This is a genomic window from Roseimicrobium gellanilyticum (genome assembly GCF_003315205.1).
Classification (GTDB): domain Bacteria; phylum Verrucomicrobiota; class Verrucomicrobiia; order Verrucomicrobiales; family Verrucomicrobiaceae; genus Roseimicrobium; species Roseimicrobium gellanilyticum.
Map to the genome: position 1 here is coordinate 328,456 of NZ_QNRR01000006.1, position 13,602 is coordinate 342,057.

The window sequence follows — 13,602 nt, forward strand, 5'->3', positions numbered from 1 at the left end:
CCTCAACCTCCACCACTGCCTGCCTTGCCCGTCATGTTGATCCGTCTGACAGCGCTTGCCTGTGTCATTCCCGCCTGCGGCATGCTTGCCGCGCCCTCCGCGGAGGAGGTGGATTTCTTTGAGAAACGCATCCGCCCCGTGCTCGTGGAGCAATGCTACGAATGCCACAGCGCAGGGAAGAAGGTGAAGGGCGGCCTCATCATGGACTCGCTGGAGGCCATGCTCATTGGCGGTGATTCGGGCCCCTCCCTCGTGCCTGGCGATCCGGACAAGAGCAAGATCATCGAGGCCATCCGGTACAAGAATCGCGACCTGCAGATGCCGCCGAAGAATCAGCTCACCGCCGAGCAGATTCGTGATTTGGAGAAATGGGTGTCCATGGGTGCACCGGATCCGCGTGGAGCCAAAAGCGCTGCAGCCCCGGCGAAGCAGGGCATCAACTTTGATGAAGGTCGCAAATTCTGGTCCTTCGCTCCAGTAAGCAATCCTGCACTTCCCACCGTGAAGAACACCGCGTGGGTGCAGACCCCGGTGGATGCGTTCATCCTGGATTCACTGGAAAAGTCAGGTCTGAGCCCTGCGCCTCCCGCGGACAAGCGCACCTTGATCCGCCGCGCCACGTTTGATCTCACCGGTCTACCGCCCACACCGAAGGAGGTCACAGACTTCCTCGCGGACAACTCACCCGAAGCCTTCAACCGCGTCATCGACCGCCTTCTTGCTTCACCGCAGTATGGCGAACGCTGGGGCCGCCATTGGTTGGACGTTGCGCGCTATGCCGACTCCAATGGTCTCGACGAGAACGTGACTCTGGGCCATGCGTGGCGGTATCGCGACTACGTGGTGCGCGCCTTCAACGAAGACAAGCCATACGATCAGTTCCTCATCGAGCAGCTCGCCGGCGACCTTCTTCCCACACAAGATACCACCGCACGGCTGGATGCACTCACGGCCACCGCGTTCCTTTCCCTCGGAGCCAAGGTATTGGCGGAACCCGATGTGCGGAAGCTGGAGATGGACATCATCGACGACCAGCTCGACACGCTGGGCAAGGCCTTCATGGGCATGACCATCGGCTGCGCGCGGTGCCACGACCACAAGTTCGACCCCTTCTCGCAGGAAGACTACTATGCGATGGCCGCCATCTTCCGCAGCACGAAGAGCCTGGCGGACGAACGCACCGGCGCGATCAAGTACTGGTACGAACACAACCTCGCCACACCGGCCGACTTCGAAGCCAAGAAGAAGTACGAGGCGGATGTCAAAGCTCAGCGTGCAAAGATCACCAAGTACAACACCGACACTCGCGCTTCATTGAAGGCGGATCTGCAACGCAACGCTGCCAACTACCTCGCAGCCTCGGTGGAATTGCCCGATGACCCTGACTTCAAAGAAGTGGAAGCCATCGCTGCCAAGCATGGCTTGCGCGCGCGCTATCTCCTTACCTGCCGCCAGTTCCTCGCCCGCGCGACCGAGAAGGAATTCTTCGACAAGTGGCATACGCTTGCGAAGTCGGGTGATGTCGCGGGAGTGAGAAACCACTACGCCAGGCTTTTCGGTGATGCCGCAGAAGGTCTCGTAGCCGCCAAGAAAAAGGACCCGAAAGCCACCAGGCCCGTCGAACCAGAACTCGCTACCGCGCATGATGCGCTCAATGACGCCGGTGGATTCCTCGTGATGCCCGACAAGGACGCGGATGCCTTCGACCAGACCATGCTGGCCGAAGTCGAGCAGATGCAGGCTGCGCTCATGGAAATGGAGGACAAGACACCGGATCCGCCCGCACTCATGGGCGTGGCGGACGGCACCATCAGCCGCACCCTACCCGTGCATATTCGCGGCAGCTACCTCACCCTCGGCAAGGAAATCGAGCGCGGGTTTCCCACCGTGATGCGCGTCTCCTTCACCAAGCCGGTGTTTCCCGTGAAACAGAGCGGCCGCCTGGAACTGGCCCGGTGGATGGCGAGCACGGAGCATCCCCTCACTGCACGCGTGATGGCGAACCGCATCTGGCGCTGGCACTTCGGACGCGGCATCGTGGGCACCACGGACAACTTTGGGATCCTGGGAGACAAACCCTCCCACCCTGCGCTGCTCGACTGGCTCGCGCGCAACTTCATGGAGAACGGCTGGAGTGTGAAGGACATGCACCGCCTGCTGATGAAGTCGAGTGTGTACCAGATGGCCTCACTGCATCCTTCCGCGGGACAGCCTTCCTCATCACCAGATCCCGCGCTGGCGGATCCCGAGAACAAACTCCTGTGGCGTGCGAATCTTCAGCGCCTCGAAGCGGAGGAAATCCGTGATGCCCTGCTGGCTGCAAGCGGTTCACTCGAACTGAAAGTCGGAGGCAAGACGGTACCCCTGCGCAATCGCGAGTTTGTTTTCAACCACACCTCCAAGGACGCGACCACGTACGAGTCGCCGCGACGAGCGCTCTATCTGCCCATCATCCGGAACAACCTTTATGATTTGCTGGAGCAGTTCGACTTCCCGGATCCCACCATGCCCACCGGCAGCCGTAACTCCACCGTGGTCGCGCCTCAGGCGCTCATCATGTTGAATTCGCCACTAGCCACCACCTCCGCTGAGAAGCTGGCGGCCAAGTTGCTGGGCCAGGAATCGGCAGACCCTGCACGCGTGCAGCGCGCTTATGAGATCCTGTACGCACGCGCAGCCACACCACCTGAAGAACAACGCGCGCTCGCCTTCGTGAAGAGCAAGTCTGGAGAACGCGACGCCTGGACGCTGCTCTGCCACACGCTGATGGCCGCGAATGAATTCATGTACCTGCGATAACGATGACGACGAACACCACACCCCAGATGTTTTCCCGTCGTGCCATGCTGCAGCGCAGCGCGGCAGGCTTCGGCCACCTCGCGCTCGCAGGCATGCTGGCACAGCAGGCCAATGCTGCGCCTTCAGCAACAAGTGCGCTCGCCGCCAAGGATCCTCACTTCACGCCGCGCGCACGCCGCGTGATCTTCCTGTTCATGAAGGGTGGACCTTCGCATGTGGACACCTTCGATCCCAAGCCACTACTGCAGCGCGATGACGGGCTGAAGTACCCCTATGAGGAGCCACGCATCAAATTCGCCGAGACCGGCAAACTGCTGAAGTCACCGTGGAAGTTCAAGCAGTATGGCCAGAGTGGCCTGCCTGTCAGCGAGCTCTTCCCCAACGTCGCACAATGTGTGGATGAATTGTGCATCATCCGCTCCATGCATGGCACCAATCCCGCGCATGGCGGCGCCTTGCTGAAGCTGCACACGGGCAGCGATGTGCAGGTGCGTCCCAGCATGGGTTCCTGGGTCATCTATGGACTGGGCACGGAGAATCAGAATCTACCGGGCTTCATCACCATCTGCCCCACACTTGCCCATGGTGGCGTGAACAACTGGGGTGCTGCGTTTCTTCCCGCGTACTGTCAGGGCACTCCGATTGGCAATGCCGCCGTGCCTTCCAGCCAGGCAATGGTGAAGCACATTCGCAACACGCACCTCACCACCGCCGTGCAACGCGAGCAGCTTGATCTGCTGGCGCAGATGAATCGCGAGCACTTGCAGATGTCCGGGCCTGATCTCGCGCTGGAGGGCCGCATCAATTCCTTCGAGCTTGCCTTCCGCATGCAGATGGCCATGCCCGAGGCGCAGGATGTTTCCAGCGAGAGCGAAGCGACGAAGAAGCTCTATGGCATGGACAATCCGGTAACGGCGAACTTCGGCCGTCAGTGTCTCATGGCGCGGCGATTCGCGGAACGTGGAGTGCGCTTCATCCAGGTGACACACAGTGACAGCGAGGTGCAGTGGGACCAACACGGCAGCCTCTACAAGGGCCATACCAAAAATGCGGCCGAGGTGGACAAGCCCATCGCTGGCCTGCTCAAGGATCTGAAGTCACGCGGCCTGCTGGAGGACACGCTCGTCTTGTGGGGCGGTGAATTCGGGCGCACTCCGACCGCGCAGGGAAAAGACGGACGCGATCACAATCCCCACGGCTTCACCATGTGGATGGCCGGTGGCGGCGTGAAGCGCGGCCTGGCCTACGGCAGCACCGACGACTACGGCTACTACGCCCAGGAGAACAAGGTGCACATCCACGATCTGCACGCCACGATTCTCGCGCTGCTCGGCATGAATCACGAGAAGCTCACGCATCGCTACGCCGGCCGCGACTTCCGCCTCACGGATGTCCACGGCCACGTGGTGAAGGAGATCTTCGCCTAGCGCGGACCAAACAAGCGTGTCGCCACCGCCGCCTGCTCGGGCGTTTCGGGTCCACTGCCAGCCGCACGCACTACGCGGGTGGCATCCTTGATGGGCACACCCATGGCGGCCAGCACGCAGACCGCTGCCATGCCGGTTCGTCCAATGCCCGCGCCGCAGTGAATCACCACGTTGGCGCCACTGCCCAGTGCCGTGGCCACATCGACGATGAGCTCACGAAATGCCTTTTCATTCTCCGGTGTGCCAAAGTCCGGAATGGGGCAGGAGATACGCTCCCCCTCCCAGAGGCCGGCATGAATGGATTTGGCGTACTCCGGGGACTTGTGACGGATTTCGGCTTCATCCACGAGGCTCAACAAGAGCATGCGTTCCTTGCCCACTTCCGCCTTCAGTTCGTTCCAGGCTTCCAGAGCCTCCTGGATGTCATGGTACCTCCCGGGCATGCCAGTCAGAAACAGGCGACCCTTGCAGGTCGGCGGAAGCTGTACCTGACGGAAGATGGCGTTGTAGGGATCCATGGGAAGAATTGCGGGCTCACTGGGATACGGCTGCCCGTTCCCCGCACCTCGACGATCCCGCAGCCTCACGCAAGCCATGATGCATTTGCACCGTGAGCAAAATATCACTTCCGGCACCTTTCCGTAGATGCTGCCCGCTTGCAGAAAAGGGCGCATTCCTTTTTGCTCAATGCATGTTCGATCTTCAGGTCAATGGCTACGCTGGCACGGACTTCAACCGCGAGGGACTCACCGCGGAATCCCTCCACCATGCCTGTGTGTGTTTGAAAGAGGACGGTGTGCAGGCCATCCTCGCCACGTTCATCACCGATGATCTGGACAAGATGTCCCGTCGCATGCGGACGCTTGCCGAATTGAGGGAGAAGGATCCTCTCGCCCAGGAAATGATCGCCGGCATCCATATCGAGGGACCGTTCATCAACAGCGAGAAAGGTTATGTGGGCGCGCACCCCCCTCACGCCGTGAAGCCCGGAACCGTGGAGCATGCGAAGCAACTCGTGGATGCAGCAGGTGGTCTGGCGAAGCTGGTCACGCTTGCGCCTGAATGTGATGCCGGATACGCCACCACGAAATGGTTGAGTGAACAAGGCATCTGCGTCTCCGCTGGACACTGCAATCCGTCCCGCGACGTCCTTGCGGCCGCCTGCGATCATGGCCTGCGCATGTTCACCCATGTGGGCAATGGCTGCCCCATGCTCATGCATCGCCATGACAACATCGTCCAGCGAGCCCTCTCGCTGAAGGATCGCCTCTGGCTCTGTTTTATTCCCGATGGAGTGCACATCGAATTCTTCGCGCTGCAGAACTACCTGCGCAGTGCGGGGGTGGAGCACAGCATTTTCGTGACGGATGCCATCAGCGCCTCGCGCCTGGGGCCGGGCAAGTTCAGTCTCGCGGGATGGGACATCGTGATTGGTGAAGACCTGGTCGCGCGCTCACCGGATGGCTCACACTTCGTGGGCTCCACCGTCACGTGGCCGCGCATTCAGGAGAACAACGAGAAGCACATCGGGCTCACGCAGGAAGAATTGAACAAGGTCTCGATTTCAAACCCCCGGAAGGCTCTGGGAATGTAGAAGGCTTCTGGAGAAGCCTTCTACCTTGAAGCAGCAACCTCCTTCTCGCACTCCTCCATCCATGGCCGGATCTTTTCTGCCAATCTCGCGGTGCCTTTGCGGTTGAGGTGATCCACATCGTAGAACTCATCCGGTGGGAAGTCATGCACCCCATCCTTGTGGAAATCCTGGAACCACAGCCCGGGTGTCTCCGCATCGAGCTTCTGCATGTGCTGCACCACTTCACGAAAGCCCTCGTGCGTGGTGCCATCCGGATCGCTGGCTGCCGCGTCCTTGGTGTAGGGATGCAGAGGCGTGGTGAAGAGCAGCACCTTCACCCCCTTCTTGGCGAGCTGTTGCGCGGTTGCCTTGAACTCGGCAAAGATATCCTCGCTCCATGCAAAACGTTCACTGTCGCAAAGCTGCAGGATCTGCTTGCGCTGCTCTTCCAGACTCTTGGGGAGGTTGGTCTGCTTGCGCCCCTCCCAGCCCCACTCGTCACAACCCGTGATGTTCAGTGCTTCCAGTTCGGTGGCCGACACGACTTTGTCCGACGCAGGCACCGGCCAGAGGGTCGCCTTGTGCTTTTGATCATACTGCCATCCAGGACTCGCAGTGAATTCCTCGTACTTGCGCTCATCCGTGCGTTCCTTGTTGAAGGTGCGCGCGCTCACCACCCACATGACCCACTTCAGTTTCGGCAGTGGCTCCACGTATTCGCGAATCATCAGGCACTGCAGCTTGTTGTTCCCACCGGCGGGCGCCAGGTTCAGCATCACGGGTGTGCTCCAGTTCTCCTGGCCGAAGAATTCGCGGGGACACACGCCTTTGGTGGCATGGGAGTTGCCCATCACCACCGCCTGGAGTTGCCCCCGCACTTTCCAGTAGATCTGCATCTGGTCAGAGACATTCCCCCGGTAGTCCAGACGCACCACACTGGGCGTGCTTTGCTGGGCGAGAGATTGGGAGAGGTCGAGAAACCGCGGCGGTTCCTCCGCAGTGATTTCCAGATCATCACTGGCGGCAATGTCTTTGATGTCCTCCACGGAGTCGAAAGGCACCACCTGGAGCGTGACCTCTTCCCCTTGCTTGTCACTCACTGGCACAGACTTGGCGGCGATCACACTCCAGTGCGCCACACGGATGACGGGGGCCTCCAGCTTACCGGAGAGCACTCGCTTCACCTTGTACTCATGCCAGGTCAGTGCCTCGTCGTAGGGTCTGACATCTTCGGGAGTCTTCGCCTTGGAAGCAGCCACACGCTCCACCTCCACCCGAATCTCGGGCTTTTGCGCCTGCTGCCGCTCATTGCAGGAGGGGATCAGCAGAAGGACAAGGGAGCAGAAAAGCAGTGATGCAGAAAGACGCATTCGGTGAGGTGAGGGTGCCGGAGCAGGCGCGGCCATGGAACCATGGTTGGCCCGGTTCGCCACAAAAACCGTACGGCTCTGGGGTACGTCCGGATTTTTCAGACATATCGGCTTTCTCATTTCCGTCCCGCCCATCCCGCCTAACGTGCATGGATGCCTCCCTCCCCCCCGCTGCCCGAACTCATCGCCGTCGTGGCCATGGCCTCCAACCGGGTCATCGGCAGGGATGGGAAGCTGCCCTGGCACCTGCCGGAGGATCTGAAGTTCTTCAAACGCACCACCTTGGGCCACCCCGTGCTGATGGGGCGCAGGACTTTCGAATCCATCCTGACGGCTCTGGGAAAGCCCCTGCCAGGCCGGCTGAATCTGGTGCTCAGCCATACCATGGAGCCGCGTGAAGATGTTACCGTCATTCGTGATGTGGCGGACATTGCCAGCATGCCGGGGGTGAAATCACCCGTTTACCTCATCGGTGGGGCGCAGCTCTACGGCTCCCTTCTCCCGCAGTGCAGCGAGCTCATTCTCACCTACATCGAGCAGCCCTACGAAGGCGATGCCTACTTCCCCGACTTCGAGCACCTGTTCAAGCTGAAGGAAGTGCTGGGCCAGGGCGAGGGATTTGAATTTCGACGATACGTGAGGAAGGCGGGATAGGTCGCGGGGGCTGGATGCGTTGCTATCGGCTCACACGCCACCCACCTCATCCATGAAGCTCGTCGTCCTGCTATGTACCGCCCTGTTCATCACCTCAGTCTCCGCCGCTGAACCGGGAGATGGATTTGTTTCGCTCTTCAATGGAAAAGATCTCACCGGCTGGGTAGCTCCTGAGGGGGACAATGGTCACTGGAAGGCACTCGATGGCGTGCTGGACTATGACGCCCTGAGTGAGGCGGCTGGCAAGGACAAGAACCTCTGGACTGCGAAGGAATACAAGGACTTCACCCTCCGCCTCGACTGGCGGCTGAAGCAGACCACCGGCCTGTATCCCATGCCCGTGGTACTGCCGGATGGCACTCACAAGCTGGATGCGAATGGCAAGGAGATCCTCAATCCCACGCCCAATGCAGATTCCGGCATCTACCTTCGCGGTGTGGGCAAGGCCCAGGTGAATATCTGGTGCTGGCCCATCGGCTCCGGGGAGGTCTATGGCTATCGCATGGACAAGTCGATGCCATCGGAAGTGCGGGCGGGCGTCACTCCAAAAATGAATGCCGACAAGCCTGTAGGCGAATGGAACACCTTTGAAATCACCATGAAGGGCGATCGCCTGACGGTGGTGCTCAATGGCAAGAAGGTCATCGACAATGCCCAGCTCCCCGGTATTCCCGCCTCAGGGAAGATTGCCCTCCAGCATCATGGCGGCCGTGGCAAGGATGGCCAGATGAGCGCGGCATCCAGCCTCATTCAGTTCCGCAACATCTCAATCAAGGAGCTCTAATCCCATGACTCATCTCTCCCGTCTGCACCGCGTGCTCATGATTGCCCTGCTCAGTGCCGGGCATGCCGCCATGATGCCGGCCCAGGATGTCAAGGCAGCGCTGACGGCCCAAACTGCCGAGGCCGACACGCTGCTGCAGCAAAGGAAGTTTGCCGAGGCGGAGAAAGCCTACCGCGTCCTGCTGCCACAGGCGCAGAAGGATCTGCCTCCCGAGAGTCCGCTCAACATGCGCATCCGCAACAACCTGGCTGTGGCTCTCTCATCTCAGGGAAAGATCTCAGAGGCAGAGGCCGCTCATCGCGCAACCTTGGTCCTGCTGGAGAAGGCGGCAAAGCCGGACAAGACCGCGATCCAGGTTTGCAAAAACAACCTGGGTGAGTGCCTCTTTGCCCAGCGCAAATATGCGGAGGCGGAGAAGGTGCATCGCGAGGTCTACGTGGATCGGCAGACCACCCTCGGAAAGGAGAATCGCGAGACGCTGGTGTCTGGATACAACCTGGCCAACTGCCTGTATCAACTGCGCCGCCGGGATGATGCCCGCGCGATTACCCGGGTCATCACGCCCATCGCAAAGCGAACCTTGGGACCGACGCACAACTACACTGTCCTCTTTGAGAAACTCGACGCCAAGCTCTAGCTTTAGCCCCAGCTTCAGTCGTTCAGGCCATGCGCAACAGGACTGGCGCGGGCGACGTCACGTGCTACAGAATGGGCTCCCCATGGCCCGGCGTACGCATCCGCACTTGAACCTGCTCAGCAGCATCCTGCTGCTGCTGTCCATGGTGGGTCCGCTTTCCGCACAGCAAGCCAAACCAGGGGCTGAAAAGAAACCGGATGAGGCTCTGCTTCAGCGTCGCGAGCAGGCGGTGGCTCTGGCACAGTCGGGCAAGCTGAAAGAAGCCGAGCAGGAGTTCTGCGCTATCATTCTCGACTCGGAGAAGACCTTGGGTGCGGAGCACAGCTTCACACTGAGGAATTGGACCGGCGTGGCCAATGTGCTGAGCATGACCGGCCGGCCCAAGGAAGCAGAAGAGGTGCTGCGCACCGTGCTGAAGGTGCAGACCAAGAACCTCCCCGCGGAGCACGAGGACATCCTCCGCACACGCCACAACATTGCCAACACGCTGATGGCCCTCGGTCGCACGACGGAGGCTGAACAGGAACTGCGTCTGGTGTTGCGCATTCGCGAGAAAAATCTGGGTGCGGCCAATCCAGACACCCTGGGCACCCGCAGCAACCTCGCCACTTGTCTCTTCCGCCAAGAGCGTTTCGAAGACGCCGAGAAAGAACTGCGCGCCGCCCTCGCCGAGTCCGATCGCTCTCTCGGCAGCGATCATCCCCAGACCCTGGATATCTGCTACAACCTCGCCCTCTGCCTGCAGAGCAGCAAAAAATACTCTGACGCCCGGATCTATGCCCGACGTGCGGCAGAATCCGCAGAAGCCGGACTCGGACCACAGCACCCACTCACCCAGCGGTACAACTCCCTGTGGAAGGAGCTGCAGGGTATCTAGCACTCTATACCGTCACGAATTGGCTTGCCGGAGGGACGCGTGTCACCTGATGATGGCTCGTCATGGCTTGGAACAAATCCCTTTCCATTCTTGTGCTGTTAGGTGTCCTGTCGATGGGACATTTTCATCTCTTCGCCCAGGGAAACGCACCCAAACCCACAGATGCTGAGATTGAGGCCCGGGTGAAGGCCATCACGCAGTCCCTGGTAGATCGACGTGCCCGTGCTGAGCAACTGATGAACGAGGGCAAGGCCGAAGAGGCGGAGACAGAATTGAAGCGTCTCGTCACGGAGAGCACGCGCCACTTGGGCATCGAGCACCAGTACACCCTGCAGGCGCAGCGGGAACTCGGATACTTGCTGAATGCCACCGGTCGCCACTCCCAGGCGCGCGCGCTCCTGGTCACGGTGCTGGAGGCGCAGAAGCGCACCCTGCCCGCAGGCAGCCTGGATCCCCTGGCAACACGCGGCACCTTGGTGCTGGTGATGATTGCCGAAGGAAGATTTGCTGATGCAGAACAGGCCTTGCGGACTCTGGTGCCTGCTTGGGAAAAGACCGCCGGCCCGGAGCATGCAGACACCCTGAACAGCCGCAACAACCTCGCAGGAGTCCTCCTCTTTCTGAAAAGACCTGCGGAAGCGGAGGTGGAATTCAAAGCCATCCTGAAGGTGCAGGAAAAACAACTGGGGGCCGAGCATCCAGACACCCTCTCCACACGAGCGAACCTCCTGTCCGCCGTCTTCCAGGCAAAGCGCTATGAGGAAGCGGAGAAGGAGGCCCGAGTCCTGCTGGCCCTTTCCACCAAGGTGAAGGGCGAATCCGACTCAGACACCCTTCAAATACGGTCCCTGCTCGCGAAGTCGCTGATGCAGCTCAAGCGTTATCCGGAGGCCGAGACAGAGGCTCGCGCCACCTTCCAGATGCAGTCGCGCAATCGCAGCAGTGCTGCTCCTGATGCCCGCGAAACCCGCCACCTCCTCGCAGGCATCCTCCAAGAGGAGGCAAAATATCCCGAGGCGGAGACCGAGATGCGCGCGCTGCTGAGGGATGCAACATCCGTGCTGAAGCCGGATGATACCGATTTCCTGATCTACCGTTACCAGCTCGTCATCAGCCTCCGCGAACAGGGGAAGAAGGAGGAAGCCTCGAAACTGGCGCGTAATGTGGTGGTGGATGCCCGTCGGATCCTCGGGCCCAAGCACCAACAAACCACCCTCTACGAAAAGCTGCTGAAGGACGTGTTGGACACGGCGGCCCCGTGAGCGCAAAGATGCGTCCCCGTACTCCTGTGCCCGGCAGGTTCGGGCAAGAGTGGATGCTTTCCGGGCGTTCCACGTTGCTCTCATGATCAAATTCAAGTCCGCCTCCCTGCTCCCGGCTGCGGCCGCGCTGCTGGCACCCTTTGCCATTGCGCTCGCCGACGGCCCCAAAGACAACCTCCCGCAAAACGTCCGCCCCATTCCGCCGCCCGGCGCGGAGATCCCCGCCACGGACCGCGATGCCCTCACGAAGGGTGCGGCAGAGCTGAAGCAACTCATCGAGGAGGCAAAGAAGGCCCAGGCGAAGAATCCCCGCCTCGCGGATCTGCTTCCTGACGTGGAGATCTTCCACAAGTCCGTGGACTGGGCACTGCGCTACAATTACTTCAACAAGCCCGCCGACAAAAAGCCTGTCGATACGAAAGCCGCCTACGAACAGATCGCGGAGGGCAAGAAGCGCGCTGAAGCGCTCAAGAAAGGCGAGACACCCTGGCTCACGCAGAAGGGACTCGTGGTGCGCGCCTATCGCTCCAAGATCGACGGCTCCGTACAGCCCTATGGCATGGTGATTCCGGAGAGTTACAGCGGTGCACCGTCACGCCTGGACTTCTGGTGCCATGGACGCGGCGAGACGCTGAGCGAAATGTCCTTCCTGGATCAGCGCATGCATCAGACCGGCCAGATCAATCCGCCCAACACGCTCGTGCTGCATCTCTACGGCCGCTACTGCTGCGCGAACAAGCTCGCCGGCGAAGTGGATCTCTTCGAAGCGCTGGCTCATGCAAAGAAATTCTACTCCATCGATGACGATCGTCTCGTGGTGCGCGGCTTCAGCATGGGTGGCGCCGCTGTGTGGCAGTTCGCCACGCACTATGCAGGCCTCTTCTGTGCCGCCTCACCGGGCGCAGGTTTCGCCGAGACGCCTGAGTTCCTCGGCTCCTTCCAGAACGAAGACGTGCGCAATGCCCCGGAGTGGCAGAAGACACTGTGGCACATGTACAACGCGACGGACTTCGCCCTGAATCTGGCCAACCTGCCGACCATTGCGTACAGCGGTGAAATCGACAAACAAAAGCAGGCTGCCGACGTGATGGATCGCGAGCTGAAGAAGGAAGGCCTGGAGCTGGAGCACATCATCGGGCCGCAGACCGCACACAAGCTGCATCCGGACAGCCTTGTTGAAATCGAGAAACGTCTCGCCGCCATCACTGCCAGGGGCCGCGACCGTGCTCCGCGTGAGGTGCATTTCACCACGTGGACCCTCGCGTACAATGAACTGAAGTGGGTCACCATCGACGGCATGGGAGAACACTGGAAGCGTGCACGCGTGGATGCCTCCGTGAATGGCCCGTCCTCGCTTGAAGTGAAGACTCAAAATGTGACCGCTCTCTCGCTGAACTTCGATGCAGGTCATGCACCGCTGAATCTCTTCCAGCCAGTCTCCGTCACCATCGATGGCGCCAAGATCACCGCAGGCAAACCCAAGACGGATCTCTCCTGGTCTTCCAGCTTCGCCAAGCGCGATGGCCAGTGGACACTCGTGGATGACAAGGCTCCTGCCGCTGCAGGACTCGTCAAGCGTCACGGCCTGCAAGGGCCCATCGACGATGCCTTCCTGGATGCGTTTGTGTTTGTCACCCCTACCGGTGCCCCCCTGAACGAAGCCACTGGCAAGTGGGTGACCAGCGAACTGGAACACGCCACGCGTGAATGGCAGAAGCAGTTCCGAGGCGACGCTCCTCAGAAAAAGGACACAGAGATCAAGGACGAGGACATCGCGAACAAGAATCTCGCTCTCTGGGGTGACCCGAGCAGCAATGCCATCCTCAAGAAGATCGCAGACAAGCTGCCGGTGAAGTGGACCGCGGAGGGCATCGAAGTCGGCGGCAAGAAATTCGCCTCCGGCGAGCATGTGCCCATCCTCATCTACCCCAATCCTCTCAATCCGAAACGCTACGTGGTGATCAACAGCAGCTTCACCTACCGCGAGTACGACTACCTCAACAACGCCCGTCAGGTACCCAAGCTCCCCGACTGGGCCATCGTGGATCTGCGCACGCCCCCTGACGCCATGAACCCTGGCAACGTGGTGGCCGCGGACTTCTTCGACGAGCAGTGGCAGGTGAAGAAGTAGCTCGACGGATCGCTACACGATTGCAGCCCTGGGAGCGCTGGCCTCTGGCCGGCTGCTGCGTTGTGGATGAAATACGCCGGCCAGAGGC

Annotated in this window: 11 protein-coding genes; 9 read left to right on the plus strand and 2 right to left on the minus strand. The window is 60.5% G+C overall.

Annotated features, from left to right (window positions below; translation table 11 throughout):
• Nucleotides 1–33 precede the first annotated feature (33 nt).
• Both DES53_RS18145 and DES53_RS18150 read left to right on the plus strand, forming a co-directional pair.
• Complete coding sequence (locus DES53_RS18145) at nt 34–2,799, plus strand: PSD1 and planctomycete cytochrome C domain-containing protein (protein WP_113959703.1); 2,766 nt, start codon at nt 34–36, stop codon at nt 2,797–2,799.
• A gap of 26 nt (nt 2,800–2,825) precedes the next feature.
• Nucleotides 2,826–4,226 carry a DUF1501 domain-containing protein gene (locus DES53_RS18150; RefSeq protein WP_245958201.1) on the plus strand — a complete coding sequence of 467 codons (1,401 nt, stop codon included), beginning with the start codon at nt 2,826–2,828 and terminating at the stop codon, nt 4,224–4,226.
• Here the strand turns inward: DES53_RS18150 and DES53_RS18155 are convergent.
• The gene (locus DES53_RS18155) at nt 4,223–4,744 is read right to left on the minus strand and encodes a protein-tyrosine phosphatase family protein (protein WP_170157203.1); all 522 of its coding nucleotides are present in this window, start codon (nt 4,742–4,744) and stop codon (nt 4,223–4,225) included. The two genes, DES53_RS18150 and DES53_RS18155, sit on opposite strands and share 4 nt — an antisense overlap.
• Before the next feature lie 173 nt (nt 4,745–4,917).
• On the opposite strand from DES53_RS18155, the gene DES53_RS18160 reads away from it, so the two are divergent.
• The gene (locus tag DES53_RS18160; protein WP_113959705.1) at nt 4,918–5,820 is read left to right on the plus strand and encodes an N-acetylglucosamine-6-phosphate deacetylase; all 903 of its coding nucleotides are present in this window, start codon (nt 4,918–4,920) and stop codon (nt 5,818–5,820) included.
• Nucleotides 5,821–5,840: 20 nt separating this feature from the next.
• On the opposite strand, the gene DES53_RS18165 is transcribed toward DES53_RS18160, so the two are convergent.
• Nucleotides 5,841–7,169 carry an SGNH/GDSL hydrolase family protein gene (locus DES53_RS18165; protein ID WP_113959706.1) on the minus strand — a complete coding sequence of 443 codons (1,329 nt, stop codon included), beginning with the start codon at nt 7,167–7,169 and terminating at the stop codon, nt 5,841–5,843.
• A 153-nt stretch (nt 7,170–7,322) separates the two neighbouring features.
• Between DES53_RS18165 and DES53_RS18170 the strand changes: the two genes are divergently transcribed.
• From DES53_RS18170 to DES53_RS18195, 6 genes are all read left to right on the plus strand, one after another.
• A complete protein-coding gene (locus tag DES53_RS18170; RefSeq protein ID WP_113959707.1) occupies nt 7,323–7,823 on the plus strand; it encodes a dihydrofolate reductase in 501 nt (166 codons plus the stop codon).
• 52 nt (nt 7,824–7,875) lie between these two features.
• Complete coding sequence (locus DES53_RS18175) at nt 7,876–8,607, plus strand: 3-keto-disaccharide hydrolase (RefSeq protein ID WP_113959708.1); 732 nt, start codon at nt 7,876–7,878, stop codon at nt 8,605–8,607.
• Nucleotides 8,608–8,611: 4 nt separating this feature from the next.
• Nucleotides 8,612–9,244, plus strand: a complete 633-nt coding sequence (locus DES53_RS18180; RefSeq protein WP_113959709.1) for a tetratricopeptide repeat protein — start codon at nt 8,612–8,614, stop codon at nt 9,242–9,244.
• Nucleotides 9,245–9,326: 82 nt separating this feature from the next.
• Nucleotides 9,327–10,121, plus strand: a complete 795-nt coding sequence (locus tag DES53_RS18185) for a tetratricopeptide repeat protein (protein ID WP_170157204.1) — start codon at nt 9,327–9,329, stop codon at nt 10,119–10,121.
• Nucleotides 10,122–10,183: 62 nt separating this feature from the next.
• Nucleotides 10,184–11,383: a tetratricopeptide repeat protein gene (locus tag DES53_RS18190; RefSeq protein ID WP_113959711.1), complete on the plus strand. Its 1,200-nt coding sequence runs from the start codon at nt 10,184–10,186 to the stop codon at nt 11,381–11,383.
• A gap of 82 nt (nt 11,384–11,465) precedes the next feature.
• On the plus strand, nt 11,466–13,514 hold the full coding sequence (locus DES53_RS18195; RefSeq protein ID WP_113959712.1) for a prolyl oligopeptidase family serine peptidase: 2,049 nt from the start codon (nt 11,466–11,468) through the stop codon (nt 13,512–13,514).
• Nucleotides 13,515–13,602: the final 88 nt, after the last annotated feature.